The sequence below is a fragment of the Parafrankia sp. EUN1f genome, assembly GCF_000177675.1.
Taxonomy (GTDB): Bacteria; Actinomycetota; Actinomycetes; order Frankiales; family Frankiaceae; genus Parafrankia.
In genome coordinates this window covers 16,277-30,253 of record NZ_ADGX01000104.1, presented here as the reverse complement: position 1 = coordinate 30,253, position 13,977 = coordinate 16,277, and the positions used below count along the sequence as shown (strand labels likewise).

Annotated in this window: 15 protein-coding genes; 7 read left to right on the top strand and 8 right to left on the bottom strand. The window is 70.3% G+C overall.

Annotation, left to right across the window (positions count from 1 at the left end):
- The 6 genes from FREUN1FDRAFT_RS26115 to FREUN1FDRAFT_RS26090 all read right to left on the bottom strand — a co-directional run.
- Positions 1-1,898: ABC transporter ATP-binding protein (locus FREUN1FDRAFT_RS26115; RefSeq protein WP_232295410.1), on the bottom strand; the 1,898-nt coding region annotated here is incomplete at its 3' end.
- A 50-nt stretch (positions 1,899-1,948) separates the two neighbouring features.
- A complete protein-coding gene (locus tag FREUN1FDRAFT_RS26110; RefSeq protein ID WP_006543261.1) occupies positions 1,949-2,494 on the bottom strand; it encodes a MarR family winged helix-turn-helix transcriptional regulator in 546 nt (181 codons plus the stop codon).
- Between the two features lie 363 nt (positions 2,495-2,857).
- Positions 2,858-3,469, bottom strand: coding sequence for a TetR/AcrR family transcriptional regulator (locus FREUN1FDRAFT_RS26105; RefSeq protein WP_006543260.1), 612 nt, complete (start codon positions 3,467-3,469; stop codon positions 2,858-2,860).
- Positions 3,470-3,838: 369 nt separating this feature from the next.
- On the bottom strand, positions 3,839-4,129 hold the full coding sequence (locus FREUN1FDRAFT_RS44265; protein WP_006543259.1) for a hypothetical protein: 291 nt from the start codon (positions 4,127-4,129) through the stop codon (positions 3,839-3,841).
- 107 nt (positions 4,130-4,236) lie between these two features.
- Positions 4,237-4,659, bottom strand: a complete 423-nt coding sequence (locus FREUN1FDRAFT_RS26095; protein WP_006543258.1) for a PPOX class F420-dependent oxidoreductase — start codon at positions 4,657-4,659, stop codon at positions 4,237-4,239.
- 232 nt (positions 4,660-4,891) lie between these two features.
- Positions 4,892-5,587: a type 1 glutamine amidotransferase domain-containing protein gene (locus FREUN1FDRAFT_RS26090; RefSeq protein WP_006543257.1), complete on the bottom strand. Its 696-nt coding sequence runs from the start codon at positions 5,585-5,587 to the stop codon at positions 4,892-4,894.
- Positions 5,588-5,975: 388 nt separating this feature from the next.
- On the opposite strand from FREUN1FDRAFT_RS26090, the gene FREUN1FDRAFT_RS26085 reads away from it, so the two are divergent.
- From FREUN1FDRAFT_RS26085 to FREUN1FDRAFT_RS26070, 5 genes are all read left to right on the top strand, one after another.
- Positions 5,976-6,896, top strand: coding sequence for a DUF5995 family protein (locus FREUN1FDRAFT_RS26085; protein WP_006543256.1), 921 nt, complete (start codon positions 5,976-5,978; stop codon positions 6,894-6,896).
- Between the two features lie 16 nt (positions 6,897-6,912).
- Positions 6,913-9,027: a PAS domain-containing protein gene (locus tag FREUN1FDRAFT_RS26080; RefSeq protein WP_006543255.1), complete on the top strand. Its 2,115-nt coding sequence runs from the start codon at positions 6,913-6,915 to the stop codon at positions 9,025-9,027.
- A gap of 161 nt (positions 9,028-9,188) precedes the next feature.
- On the top strand, positions 9,189-9,314 hold the full coding sequence (locus FREUN1FDRAFT_RS47510) for a hypothetical protein (protein WP_255348237.1): 126 nt from the start codon (positions 9,189-9,191) through the stop codon (positions 9,312-9,314).
- Complete coding sequence (locus FREUN1FDRAFT_RS26075; protein WP_006543254.1) at positions 9,311-10,072, top strand: SigE family RNA polymerase sigma factor; 762 nt, start codon at positions 9,311-9,313, stop codon at positions 10,070-10,072. Before FREUN1FDRAFT_RS47510 ends, FREUN1FDRAFT_RS26075 begins: the two co-directional genes overlap by 4 nt.
- Positions 10,069-11,253 (top strand): hypothetical protein, encoded by a 1,185-nt coding sequence (locus FREUN1FDRAFT_RS26070; RefSeq protein WP_006543253.1) that lies wholly within the window; start codon positions 10,069-10,071, stop codon positions 11,251-11,253. Before FREUN1FDRAFT_RS26075 ends, FREUN1FDRAFT_RS26070 begins: the two co-directional genes overlap by 4 nt.
- A 112-nt stretch (positions 11,254-11,365) precedes the next feature.
- Here the strand turns inward: FREUN1FDRAFT_RS26070 and FREUN1FDRAFT_RS26065 are convergent, their stop codons facing one another.
- Positions 11,366-11,788 carry a nuclear transport factor 2 family protein gene (locus tag FREUN1FDRAFT_RS26065; protein WP_006543252.1) on the bottom strand — a complete coding sequence of 141 codons (423 nt, stop codon included), beginning with the start codon at positions 11,786-11,788 and terminating at the stop codon, positions 11,366-11,368.
- A 186-nt stretch (positions 11,789-11,974) separates the two neighbouring features.
- On the opposite strand from FREUN1FDRAFT_RS26065, the gene FREUN1FDRAFT_RS26060 reads away from it, so the two are divergent.
- Both FREUN1FDRAFT_RS26060 and FREUN1FDRAFT_RS26055 read left to right on the top strand, forming a co-directional pair.
- The gene (locus FREUN1FDRAFT_RS26060) at positions 11,975-12,859 is read left to right on the top strand and encodes a helix-turn-helix domain-containing protein (protein WP_006543251.1); all 885 of its coding nucleotides are present in this window, start codon (positions 11,975-11,977) and stop codon (positions 12,857-12,859) included.
- Positions 12,860-13,119: 260 nt separating this feature from the next.
- Positions 13,120-13,461, top strand: a complete 342-nt coding sequence (locus tag FREUN1FDRAFT_RS26055) for an Lsr2 family protein (RefSeq protein ID WP_006543250.1) — start codon at positions 13,120-13,122, stop codon at positions 13,459-13,461.
- A gap of 87 nt (positions 13,462-13,548) precedes the next feature.
- On the opposite strand, the gene FREUN1FDRAFT_RS44260 is transcribed toward FREUN1FDRAFT_RS26055, so the two are convergent.
- Positions 13,549-13,803: a WD40 repeat domain-containing protein gene (locus tag FREUN1FDRAFT_RS44260; RefSeq protein ID WP_157475343.1), complete on the bottom strand. Its 255-nt coding sequence runs from the start codon at positions 13,801-13,803 to the stop codon at positions 13,549-13,551.
- Between the last annotated feature and the right edge of the window lie 174 nt (positions 13,804-13,977).

Genomic DNA, 13,977 nt, shown 5'->3' with positions numbered 1-13,977 from the left:
CGGCGCGGGCGGCCACCGACCCGCGCCGCACCCGCGCCGGCACCCCCGCCGGCGCCGGCGTCCGTGCCTGCGTTCGTGCCTGTGCCTGTGCCCGGCGCGTTCTCGTTCTCGTTCTCGTTCTCGTCGAGGAGGGTGGCGAGGACCTCGACGCGGTCACCGAGCTCATCGACCAGCTCGGCGTCGAGCCCGGCCAGCAGAGCCCGGTAGGTACCGCTGCGCTCCTGCAGCTCGTCGTGGGTGCCCGACTCGACCACCCGGCCACCGTCGATCACCACGATCCGTTCGGCGAGATGCAACGTCGAGACACGGTGCGCGATGAGGATCGTGGTTCGGCCGGGCAGCAGCTCGCGCAGCGCGCCGTGGATGCGCTCCTCGGTGTGGGCGTCGACAGCGCTGGTCGCGTCGTCGAGCACCAGCACCCTGGGGTCGGTGAGCAGCGCGCGGGCCAGCGCGATCCGCTGGCGCTGGCCGCCGGACAACGACAGACCCCGCTCACCGACGACCGTGTCATAGCCGCGGGGCAGGCCGACGATGAACTCGTGCGCGGCCGCGGCCCGGGCCGCCGCCTCCACCTCGGCCTCGCTCGCGTCGGGACGTCCGAAGGCGATGTTCTCCCGCACCGACACCGAGAACAGGAAGCTCTCCTCGAACGCGACCCCGACCTGGGAGCGCAGCGACCGCAGCCGCACCGACCGCAGGTCGTGGCCGTCGACCGTCACCCGGCCGGCGTCGGGGTCATGGAAGCGGCTCAGCAGCGCCGCCACCGTCGACTTGCCGCTGCCGCTGGCCCCGATGATCGCCACCCGCTCCCCCGCGGCGATCCGCAGGTCGAAGCCACGCAGGATCGGCACGTCCGCCCGGTAGGCGAACTCGACCCCCTCGAAGGCGATCTCGCCGCGCAGCGGGCCGAGATCGACCGCGTCCGGGGCGTCGGCGATGGTCGGGGTGAGGCGCAGCAGCTGGAAGATCCGCTCGACGCCGGCCCTGGCCTGCTGGCCGACGGTGAGCACACCCGCGAGCTGGCGCGCCGGGGCGGCGAACTGGCCGACGTACGTCGAGAACGCCAGAAACGTGCCGATGGTCAGGTGCCCGTTCAGCGCCATCCAGCCGCCGACCGCGAGGATCGCGACCTGAGCGAACGCTGGGACGGCCTCCAGCAGCGGCTGGTAACGGGCCCGCAGCCGCACCGCGCGCATCCGCGAGCCGTACAGATCACCGGCAGCGTCGACGATCCGGTCCAGCTCGCGGCGCTCCTGGCCGAACGCCTTGACCACCCGGACCCCGTTGACGTCCTCGTCGACGATCTGCGCGACGCCGCCCTCGCGCTGCTGGGCGTCCCAGGTGGCGGGGAACACGCGGGAGCGCAGCCGGTAGGACAGTGCGAACAGGGTCGGGACGACGGCGAGGCTGATGAGCGCGAGCGGGGGCGAGAGGAAGATCATGATGATCAGCGTCGCGATCAGCATGAGCACGTTGCCCATCATGATCGGCAGCAGGCTCAGCAGCCCCTGCACCAGCGCCGAGTCCGAGTTCGCGCGGGCCACCAGCTGGCCCGTCGGCAGCCGGGCGAGATTGTCCTGGTCCAGGGTCTGCAGATGGTCGTGCATGGCGTTGCGCAGGTCGAACTGCACACCGAGGGCGACCCGCCCACCCCGGTAGCGACGCACGTAGGCGAAGCCGAACGCGCCCGCCGCCGCGGCGAGCAGAAGCAACAGCCAAGGCCACAGCGGGGACGTCCGCGCCACGATCACGTCGTCGACGATGTGCCGCGCGATCAGCGGGACGACGGCCTGGCAGGCACTTCCCAGCAGCGCCGCCGCCCAGGCCAGGGCGAGGTCGCGGCGATGCAGCAGCAGGAAGCCCCACAGGCCACGCAGCCAGCCCGGGGCGGCGTCCATGTCTGCACCAGGCGGGTGAGCGCCTGGAACGTCCCTGACAGCGGTCATCATCACTCGCTCCGCCTGGACCGCTCTGCCCGTTCCGGCCACTCCGCCCGCTCCGAGCACCCTGCCCGCTCTGACCGCTCTGACCGCTCTGCCCGCTCTGACTGCTCTGACCGCTCTGACCGTCTGCCCGCCGCGCGTTCGCTCATGAGCACCTCCACCGCGGCGCCCAGCTGACGCAGCACCGCGACCGCCCCGTCGGGATCGGCGGTGCGCGCGATGATCTCCTGCAGACGCATGGCCATCGCCCGCTCGGCCGCGTCGAACACGGCCCTGCCCTCGTCCGTCAGAGCCAGCGCGACGGCACGCCGGTCCTCGTCGACGCTGCCGCGGCTGAGCAGGCCGCGCTGGCGCAGCGACTCGACCGCCGCGCTCACCGCCGGCTTGCCGAGCGCCAGCCGGTGCGCAATGCGGGACGCCCGCTCGTCCCCCGCCGCGATCTGGGCGAGCACGCGGTACTGGGCGAGGCTCAGTCCGTCCAGGGAGCGTTCAAGGACCCTCGACAGCCGGGCGACCGCCCGGACACTGTCGACGGGAATGTCAGAACCCACCCCACGACCGTAGCAAGTGGTTCGAGCTTCGAACTAGTAATGCGCGTCAGCGCGGCCTTCCCACACCCGACCACCACACCCGACCACAGTCACGTCGAGTGGTACCAGGTGACTGTCGGCAAGGCCCCCAGGTGACGGATACCTCCGCCAAGCAAGCAGTGAGGATTCTGGCTGCTGAAACAGCCGAAATCCTCACTGCTTGCGGATCGCCAGGCGACCCTGCGCCCCGTTTGCCCCTATTTGGGAAGCACTGGCGCTGGGCGGCGGCGGTGCGGGATCCCCCGATGGATGGCTGTGCGGTGGGTGATCCTGCGACAGGCGGCCAGCCGCCGCCCCGGACAGCGGATCAGATGCCCTGATCGACTACTCGGCGACATCGTGAGCCGCCTCGACCCCGAGGATGCCTCGGGTCACCTGCAGGAGAAGGGTGCTCAGCGTCTCGTCGTCGATGCCCGCCACAAGCGGGTGGGAGACCCCGCCACCCAGCGCGGCGGAGAGCATCGCCACGCGCACCCGTGTCTCCTGCTCGGGCGCCGCCTCGCCGATCAACAACCGGTAGATCCGCTCGATCAGACGCTGGAACGGCGGATGAGACCCGAGGAAGCGAACCATCACCGGATCACTGCGGAGCACGCTGGTCTCCCGGCGCCGCCGGACCGCGGTGTCGACAACCTTGGCGAGCAGGACGTCCCGGGCGCGGTCACGGCGCGGCTCGGCCTCGGCGGCCTCCACCGCCTCCACCAGCTCGGCGAGCCCCAGCTCGGCCACCGCCAGGACGATCTCCTCCTTCGTCCTGAACTGGTGGTACACGGCCGCCTTGGTCACACCGATGGCGCCCGCGATCATCTGCAGCGACGTCCCACTCACGCCGTGGGTCGCGAAGAGCTCCAAGGCCGCGGTCAGGACCCGGGTCTGGGCGGTGCTCCAGCCCGCAGCCGGAGTGCGACTGCCCTCCGACGGCCCGGGGGTGGACATACCCGCAGGATACCGGGCTGCGATCGAGTGTCACCCGAACCAGGCGCCGCCACCGCGGCAGGTGGGGCGGCGTCGGAGGGACGCCACATCGGCAGGCGGCGGACGGCGGACGGCGGACGATCCACTGACCTCGCGTTTCCGGCGTCAGCCAAAAGCCGGCCGGCGCCACATTCTGGCCGCGCCTCCAAGCAGATGATCAGCTGGTGCGGTGAGCCCATGAGAGGACGGACTCCGCACAGTGACCGCCGCCCAGTCGACCAGAGGCCGCCGTTCGCGCAGGCGGGAGGCCGGTGATGGCGCGGCACCGCCGATTCGGCCGGCGGGCACGTCTCGGCGCGGCCGGGCTGGTCGGCCTTGTCGCGCTGACGGTTACAGCAGCCACCGGACTGGCCGCTCGTGCGCGGAAGTCGCGCCGGGCACGGGCGCGGCGACGGCGGGCGGCACGCTTTCCGCGGTCAATGCGGCGAGCTCGACCGAGCGGCCGAACTTCGTCCTCATCCTCGCCGACGACCTCGACCAGACGACGTCGCCGTACTGGGACGCGATGCCGCACACCGCGGCCCTGATCCGGGACTCCGGGCTGACCTTCACCGACAGCTGCGCCCGACCCCGATCTGCTGCCCGGCCCGCGGCACGATCCTGACCGGCAAGTACGGCCACAACACCGGAGTCCTCACGAACGCCGGTGACAGCGGCGGCTGGGCCACCTTCGCCGCGAACGGCAACGAAGAACACACCCTGAGCGCTCAGGGTTCAGGGATCAGGGATCAGGTGGAAGCCTGGTCGCTGTCCTTCATCGTCCCCCAGCCGTGCCAGCGCTCGATCTCGATCCAGGCGCTGACGCGGGCGCGGACCCGGTCCGGATAGGGATTGCCGGTGTAGTGGCGGGAGATGCGATCGATGTCGGCCAGGCCCTCGTCGTCCTGCATCGCGGCGGCCCGGCCGATCAGCGTGACGTGCGTGTACCAGTCGTCGGCGGCGAGGGCGGTAAGGGTGACACGAGGGTCACGGCGCAGGTGTTGCAGGCGCACCCGGCCCTCGTCCATGCTGATCAGTACCCGGCCGTCGTCCCACACGTACCAGGTGGGGGTGGAGACCGGCGTGCCGTCCGCGCGCAGCGTCGCCATCACGCACGGGTTCGGGCGGCGCAGCAGCTCGACGGCCTCGGGCGGCAGCGGCGGCTTTGACATCGGGTTCCTCCCGGTTTCCGGCGGACGAAGTCGGTGTCGCGGTGAGCTGAGCGTGAGCCCGGTGCCTCAGGCTGGTGCTTCAGGCTGGTGCTTCAGGCTGGCGGCGCGGCCCCCGCTGGAGGCCGCGGCGCGGACCAGCCCGTCGATCGCGTTCTGGGCGGTCACGGGACCCCCATGGACGAGGATCGTGCCCTGGGGCAGGGATTCTCGGTCGAACGAGCGGAGGCTGGGCTCAACCAAGCAGTTTGAGCAGCTCGGCGGCCACCGGGGCCGACGATGCCGGGTTCTGCCCGGTGACGACGTTGCGGTCGACCTCGACGTGCGGTGCCCAGGGCTCACCCACCTCGACCTTCAGGCCGGCCTCGGTCAGGCGGTCCTGAAGCAGCCAACGGGCCTTCTCTGCGAAGCCGGCCAGCCGCTCCTCCGCGTTGGTGAAACCGGTGATGCGGTAGCCGGCGTACGCGTTTGCGCCATCCGGCCCGACCGCGGCCAGCAACGCGGCCGGGCCGTGGCACACCACGCCCACCGGCAGGCCGCGTTGCAGTGCCTGGGCCAGGATGCGGCCGGAGTCGGCGTCGACCGCCAGGTCCTCCATCGGTCCGTGGCCACCGGGGACGTACACGGCGTCGTACTCGTCGAGACGCACATCGGCCAGCGCCACCGGGGCGCGGAACTCGGCGGCCTCGCCCAGCGCCTTCTCCAGCTTCGCCGCCGCCTCGGGGCCGCCGGCGGCGTCCGGCGCGAGGCTGGCGGGATCGACGGGCGGTGCCACGCCGCCGGGCGTCGCCACGGTGATCTCGTGGCCGGCGGACCTGAACTTTTCGTAGGGGACCAGGGCCTCCTCGGCCCAGAAGCCGGTGCGGTGGGCGGTCCCGTCGGCCAGCGTCCACCGGTCGGAGCCGGTCACCACAAAGAGGATCTTCACCATAGAACCTTCCTACCCCACGTTCCGTAACCCGCCCCCTCGACCCGCCCCAACCACTGACCATCTTCTGCGCCGCAATTCACATCAAGATGAGCAAAAGGGGTGAAATGTCGCTTGATAATCCGCAGAGAATTGAGGATTTTGGCTGTCGGAACGACCACGATCCTCAACTCTTGCCCGGCAGCAACCAAAGCCCGAAGCTCGGGATTTTGCTACACGCCCAGTCGGCCACCGGAAACGCGAAAAGATAAATCATTTATACTTCTAGCAAGAATCCCCTGCCGATATTCCGTCGCCAATGACCCTATGATGCGGTGCTATGACTTTCATGCCCGCAAGGCGAAGCTGGGCTTTAGGATTATTTATTTCATTTATCGCAGGCCTCCTTTCGGTGGGGCTTTCCCTGGCGACGGCCGTGCCCGCCACCGCCACCCCCACGACCACCGCCACCCCCACAACCACCACCGCAACCACCGAGCCGCTGTTCATCGGCTGGTCGGGCCTGCTGCCGCCGCTACCGGCCGCATACGCCCCCGCGCAGGCACAGCAGTGTGCCGACGGCGCCCCCGAGTGCGTCGACGCGACGATCACGCAGATGCGGAGCCGCTTTGCGCCGCTCGCGGCGAGCTGCGACCACAACGCGGTGTTCGCCCTGACCTATCTGCGGACCACCGAGGAGTACCGGCGCACGGCTGCCCAGCCCGGCTTCTTCACGGACGTCGCCTATGTCAACACCGAGGACGCAGTCTTCGCCGCGTACTACTTCCATGCCTACGACGCCTGGCTCACCGGCGACGGCGGCGGCGTCTCCCCCGCCTGGCAGATCGCCTTCGACGCGGCGGCCGGCCGCCAGCTCGCCGGCGCCGGGAACATCCTGCTCGGGATGAACGCGCACGTGAACCGGGACCTGCCGCTGGTGCTCGCCTCGCTGGGACTGGTGACGGCGGGCGGCCAGAGCCGCAAGGCGGACCACGACAAGGTCAACGTCATGCTCAACCGAGTGATCGACCCCCTGCTGCGGGAGGCCGCGGATCGGTTCGATCCATCCATCGACGACATCGCGAGCCCGCTCGGCCTGTCCTACACGGTGCTCATGCAGATTCTCGTGGCCTGGCGTGAGACAGCCTGGCGCAACGCCGAACGCCTGGTGAACGCACCCACCGCCGAGGCCCGCGCACAGATCCAGCGCGAGATCGAGACGACCGCCGCGGCGACCGCGACCGTCCTGCGCACCGCCTACGCCGTGCCCCGCCTGCTGCCGCTGGGCCAGAACAGGGATACCTACTGCGCGGCGCGTTCGGCGAGATCCTGATCGCCGAGGGGGCCCGATGATCTCGTCAGCATCTGATGCCGTCCCGCTTCCTGACCCGGGTCAGGACGCCCTCCGGTTACTCGACACACTCGGCGAGGTCGTGTTCCAGACCGACGCCGAGGGCCGTTGGACCTACCTCAACCGGGCGTGGACACGGCTGACCGGCTTCGAGATCGGTCCCAGCCTCGGATCACGCTTCCTGGACTATGTCCACCCCGACGAGCTGCAGCACACGATCGCGTTGTTCATGGCGGTGGTGGCCGGCGGCGCCGACCACTGCCACCACGAGACCCGGTACCGCACCCGGGACGGCAGCTACCGCCGGGTCCAGATCCGGGCGATGGTCATCCGCGACGACGCCGGCGAGGTGGTCGGCAACACCGGCACGATCCTCGACGTCACCGCCTCCCGCCACGGCACGGAGACGATCGGTGAACACGCCGCGCTGCTGGAGCTGGTATCAGCGCAGGCCCCCGGTGGGGACCTCCCGGTCGGCGTCGCCCTGTACGGCGGCGCCGACCGGCGGCTGCGGCGCGCCTCACCGGTCATCGACCGGATCGCGGGCAGGCCGCAGCGCATCGGCACGCCGCTCACGCACCTGGTGGAGCTGCTGCGGCCGGTCGACCCACGGCAGCGGCAGCGGTCCCTCGGTGGCCCCTGGGGCCTGGTCTCAACCGCGATCACGACCCGTCAGGCACAGACCGGCGACATCGACGTCACCGTCGGCAACGGCCCCGTCCTGTCCCTGCGGGTGTCGGTGATCCCTTATGCGCAGGACGGCGACGACCTGCTCGCGCTCGTGCTCGCCGACGTCACCGACCTGCGCCGGGCCGAGCGCCGCCAGGCGGGCCTCGCGCGGCTCGGCGACCATGCCGTGTCCGGTCACGACGTCGACAGCCTGGTGGTCGAGGCGACGGCGCTGGTCACCTCGACGCTGGACGCAACCGAATGCGAGCTCATCCGCCTCGACGACGGCGGCGTGCCGACAGGAACCGAAGCGGGAACAGGTGCGGGGCCTGCTGCGAACGCAGGCGCTGGGCCGGGTACGGGTACGGGTACGGCGCCGGGTACGGGTACGTCGCCGGGTACGGGTGCGGAAACGGGCTTGGCCGTGGAACCAGGCGGGGGCAGGGGCGCGGGCCCCGGCGCAGGCGCGGCGGCGGTGAGCGCCCGGCTCGCGGAGACCCGCTACGCATCGCACAGCGACAACGATCTGACCATCCTCACCATACGAATCGGCAGCCGCTGGTCGCCGTACGGCCTCCTGGCGATTGCTCGATCGCCGCAGTCCCGTCGCTTCACCGAGGATGAGACCACGTTCGTCCAGTCCGTCGCGCACGTTCTCACCGCCGCGATCGAGCGGGAGCGCGCGGAACACGAGCTGCGCCGGCTCTACGAGCGGGCGGAACGTGGCAACGCCTGGCTCGCGGCCAGCGCTCGGATGACGGCCGCCGTCCTCGTGGCCCCGGACCAGGTGACCGCCTTCGACACGGTCGCCACCCTGGCCCGCCAGATGGCCGGCGTCGACCTCGCCACGGTCGCGGTTCCCGACGAGAACGGCAACCTGGTGGTGACGACGGCCGACATCGCCACCGGCCTCCCGGTCGGGTCCGAAGCACTCCGTGGCCTGACGATCCGCCTCTCCGACGAGCGCACCCTGGACGAACTGGCCCGCGGCGCAATGGTCATCCTCGACCATCTCGATCTCCACGGCAGCCGGCTCACCCCCGTGCCGGACCTGCCCTTCGCCACCGCGCTCGTCGTCCCCCTGCGCATCACCGGCAAGGCCCCGGCCACGCTCATCCTCTGCAATCGCGCCGGCATCGAGCACCACCAACCCCGCGACCACGACCTGGTACAGGCATTCGCCAACGACGCCTCGCTCGCCCTCGAACTCGTCCACGCCCAGCAGGAGCGAGCCCGCCTCGCGGTCTTCAAGGACCGCGACCGCATCGCCCGCGACCTGCACGACCAGGTCATCCAGCGGCTGTTCGCGGTCGGCCTGCAGCTACAGTCGCTCATCCGTCTCATCGGGGACCTGGCCGCGGCCCGCCTGACGGCCGCCACCAACGCCCTCGACCAGACCATCGACGACATCCGCCGCACGATCTTCAACCTCCAGACCGGCTAGCCGGGGAGGCACCCATCGGGCGGACCAGGCTTCCCGCGGGCACGGAACGTCTCGTCCGACTCCGATCGGGAGAGGCGTCGTGAAGCTTTCCGCGAGTGGCTGTCCTCCAGCAGCACCCGTCCGGTCTCTGAGAAGACAGAGCCAGGTGAAGGAGGACAACGGTGAGCGACGAAACAGGGGAAGTCGGGATCGAGCGCATGCCGGGCGTGTCGTTCGGCGGCGGGCATGCGCCGGCGGCGAGCCGGCAGCGTCAGGTCACCGCGGGCCGAGCCGGGTCGGCTGGATGAGCGTCGGGAGCGAGTTCGGACGGCTGCCGATGACGCTCGTCGGCAGGCCGCCGGTGGAACAACTGTCAGCGCTGCCGTCCGACCACGGCGCTGGGCCGCCATCCGGCCAGGCGGACGAGCCGCCGTCCGGGTCGGCATCCGATGTCGATGAGATCGACTGGCGAGCGCAGGCACCGGCCACCCCCACGAGCAGCTCGACGTTCGAGCAGTACGTCCGGTCGAACGCCACGACCTTGCTGCGCACGGCGATGTTCCTCACCGGCGACCGGCACGCCGGCGAGGACCTCCTGCAGGATGTGCTGGAACGGGTCTACAGCCGGTGGCGACGGATCGACGACCCCGACCGCTACATACGCCGGGCCCTGGTGAACGGTGCGTCGAGGCGATCGCGCCGCCGGCGGCGGGTTCGTGAGGAGCGGCTCGACGGCCTGTCGGGTACCGGCCGCGACATCGACGTCAGCCAGCTCGGGATGACCGACCGGGTGGCGGTCCGCGAGCAGTTGCTGGCGGTGCTGCGCACGCTGCCCACCCAGCAGCGCGCGGTACTCACGCTGCGCTATTTCGACGACCTGCCCGATCCGGAGGTCGCGGCACTTGTCGGCTGCTCTCCGGGGACCGTCAAGACTCACACCGCTCGAGGTCTGGCCCGGATGCGTGCGGCACTCGCCACAGCGCAGGACGCGCCGCGCCCGCGCACGGCATCTCCGCAGGCGCCCGGGCAACCCAGGCAACCCCCATCGCGAGGAGGTCAGGCATGACCACGACGGATGCGCAGACGCCACCGCCCGAGCCGGCCAGCCCCGACGAGGCCGCACACAGCAGCGCAGGCGTCGACGACCGAGCCCGCGCGACGTTCACCCTGGCGGCGGAGGGAGTCACAGCCGACCCATACCTCTTTGATCGGATAGTGGCCCGGCGCCGGCGGCATCGGCGTCGCCTCGTCGCGGCGTCGAGTGTCGCATGTTCACTGGCACTGGCACTGGCCGGCGGGCTCCTGCTCGCGCTGCCGCCGGGCGGTAACAGCGGGCACTCGGTGGTCCCCGCCGGCACGAGTGCCCCGGTACGCCCACCGGTCGTCGAGGTCTCCCCGATCGACGTGTACGGGATGAAGGTCACCCGGCTACCGGCCGGCCTCGAGTCGGCGGGCATCCGGGTCAGCGATGACTACTGGTATTCCCTCACGATCCCGGCGAGGCGGGGCCAGGTAGCGATCACTGCCGGATTCACCGGCAGGAGCGATCCGGCCTCGACCGAGCCGGAGGCCGGTTACCACGTGACCGTCCTGCCTGGGGCCCCGTCGGATCTGGAAGCCATCCTCGATCCCAAGGAAGAAGTGACGGACCTGGCCTCCTACGGCGGGCGGACTGCCGAGCGCACCACTGTCGACGGTGCGCCCGCCGTTCTGGTGACCGAGTCGTTGACCGACAGCAAGAAGGTCGCCCGCCCGGTCTATTCGTTGTGGTGGGCGACGCCGCAGGGAATGGTGGGGGTTGGCGGTGCGCCGGAGGTGAACGCGGTTCGCGCCATCGCCGAGGGAATCGAAACCGGTCCGGCACCGGCGGGCCCGGCGGATCCCGCCACGGCGACCACGCAGGTGCAGGCGGCGGTCGTCACGGCGTTCTCGGAGGACACCCCGCCCGCCGACCGGGCTGCCGCCGTTGAGGATGGTGAATCCCTGTTGGGGCGCGGCGATGCCTTCGCGATGGAGTATCCGGAACAGGACGGCCTCCATCCGATCAGGGTGGCGGAGGTGTCGTTGGTCCGATTCCTCAGCCCCGTTCAGGCGGTGGTCGCGTTCCAGCGGGCTACCGAGGACCGGGCCACCGTGGGGTACAGCAGCGGTGACGCCATGGTCCGCTTCGACGGTACGCGCTGGGCGGTGGAACGAGAGTCGTTCTGCGCGTACACCCGGGATCCGACAGCCTGCCGCGCCGACTAGCCCTGCCTTCCGCAGGTGCGTGCGGAAGGCAGCCGACCGGCAGGATGATCACCTCGGGTGGGAACCGTAGTCGTAGTCGTCGTCGGCATCCAGGTGGCTTCGGGCCGGAAGGTCAGGGACGCAGCGCGGCGGCGACTCCGGCGGAGTCCTGGATGTCCTGGAGCCTGGTGACGAGGCCGTCCGAGCCGAACGTCCAGACGTGGACGAGGTCCTCGGTGAACGATCGGCCGGTGGAGCGGATCGTCGCCCGCATTTCCAGCAGGACGGCGACCCGCTCGCCGGCGGCGAAGAACTCGACGGGCGCGAAGTGGGCTATGTCGAACTCCTGGCCGAGGATGGCGAACACCTCCGCCGCCTGTTCCCGACCGGTGCGAACTCCGAAATAGGCGAGGTCGGCGGGACCGGCGTTGCTCCACACGACGTCCGGCGCCAGCGCGGCGAGCACGCCTTCGACGTCCCCGGACCCGAACGCCGCGTAGATCGACTGAACTCGCTCCAGGTTCGCGGTACCCAGCCTGTTGTTCTCGGTTGCCACAAGTCGTCTCCTGTCCTGGCCCGGTGAGCTCCGGGGCCGTCAGCGCGAACGGCATCAGCATCGCGGCCGGACGACGGGCACAACCAGGACGGATCGCACCCGAGGTGCTGGCAGCCTGGGGCAGAGCGGTGCATGGGTCTGACAGACCCTGGTTGAACCGACGAATGGTCGTCCACACTGCGGGGCATGGGCTCCTCCACCAGCACGCCTCGGTCCGCCTCGGTGATCCCGCTCCGGGACTTCCTGCGCGCCCGGCGGGCGCGGCTGTCACCCGAGGAGGCCGCGGTGGTCTCGACCGGTGTCCGCCGGGTTCCCGGCCTGCGTCGGGAGGAGGTGGCGGCCCTGGTTGGGGTGAGCGTCGACTATTACGTCCGGTTGGAGCAGGGCAGGGTGCGGCCGTCGGACTCGGTGCTCGACGCGGTTGCTCGCGCGCTGCGCCTGGACGAGACCGAACGGGCACATCTGCGGCGGCTTGTTCATCCGGGCACGGACAGAGCCGCCCAGGGCCGGGCTGAGAACGTGCGCCCTGAGGTTCAGGAGCTACTTGACGGGCTCGGCGACCTGCCGGCGCTGGTCGTGAACGCCCGCCTCGACATTCTGGCGTGGAATCGGCTCGCCGCGGCGCTGATCTGCGACTTCGCGGTACTGCCCCCCGAGCACCGCAACGCCGTCTGGTTGCTGTTCGTCGATCCGGCGACCAGGCGGCTCTACGTCGACTGGCCGCAGGTCGCCGGCGAAGCCGTGGCGATTCTTCGCGTGGCCAGCGCCGCGAACGCTGACCGCGCGACGATCGAGCTCGTCGACAATCTGTCCCGTACGAGTTCGGAGTTCCGTGCGTTCTGGGCCCGACACGAGGTCCACGCGAAGACGCACGGTACCAAGGCGTTCCACCACCCGGTGGTCGGCCCGCTGACTCTGCGCTTCGAGACTCTCGGACTCTCCGGAGAACAACATCGCATGATCACATACTTTCCCGCCGGCGCCGAATCCGCCGCGACCCTGCGTCTCCTGGCCGCCTGGAAGGACGAACACCCCGCTCACGACAACGCGCACACCGCACTTTTCGCGTGACAGGGCTGTACTACGTGACAGAGCTGTACTACCTGTGAACTCCCCTGCCGGACCGAGAAACTCGCCCGGACCCTCGGCGCTGACCTCGCTGGATGAACACCCCAGCTACGGGACCGATCCAGCGTGGTGCTCCCCTGGAGAAGCCTTCCTGGCATGTTTAGGTGATTTCGATGCGGCGGTGGACCGGGTCGTGCGGTCAGGCGATACGGTGGGCAATACGTTGCGGATATACGGTCCGCGAGGAGGAGTAGGGATTACTCATGGCCCAGAAAACCATCGTTTCGCTGATCGATGACCTTAGTGGCGAGACCGCCGATGAGACCGTCCGGTTCGGGTTGGACGGCGCGCAGTACGAGATCGACCTGTCCGAGGCGAACGCCACGAAGCTGAGGGAGGCCCTGGCCTCGTTTGTTTCCGCGGGTCGCCGTTCCGGTGGTCGTCCGGCCAGTGGACGGCGCGGTCCGCGTGCCGCCTCGCCTCGCTCCGCGGGTACGGACCGTACCGCTGACATCCGCGAGTGGGCACGCGGTAACGGCTACACGGTGAGCGACCGGGGCCGCATCGCCGCGAACATCGTCGAAGCGTTCGACAAGGCCCACTGACCACACCGGCTCGACCGACGGTTCCGCGTCGCCGGCGGGACGACCGCGGCCTTGTCGGTAGTGACCTCGACCGGGCGGCGCCCATCGTCAGCGCTCGAGCCGCCAGAGCCGTATCGTTCCGTCCTGACTGCCGCTGGCCAGGACGGGTGCGGCTCGGTCGAGGGAGCACGCGAGGGACATCAACCAGCCTTCCTGGCCGGACGGAACCAGCCCCTCGAGCCGGGGGTGTTCGGGGTCCTCCACGTTCCAGATGCCCATCGTGCCGTCATAGCTGGCGGTCGCCACGATCCTGTCGTCCGGGGAGAACAGCACCGACCAGATGGTGTTGTGATGGCCGGTCACGGGCTTTCCGATCATCTGGGGCCTGGCGAGGTCGACGGTGTTCCACAGCTGTGCAGATGCGTGTGCACGAGGGTGTCGCGCACCCTGGCGCCGCCCCGACGCCGGGACGTCCGCCGGGTGAATATCCGCAGCGGGTGTGAGGGCGGCGAGGACGCGGTGGGCGTCGGCGATCAG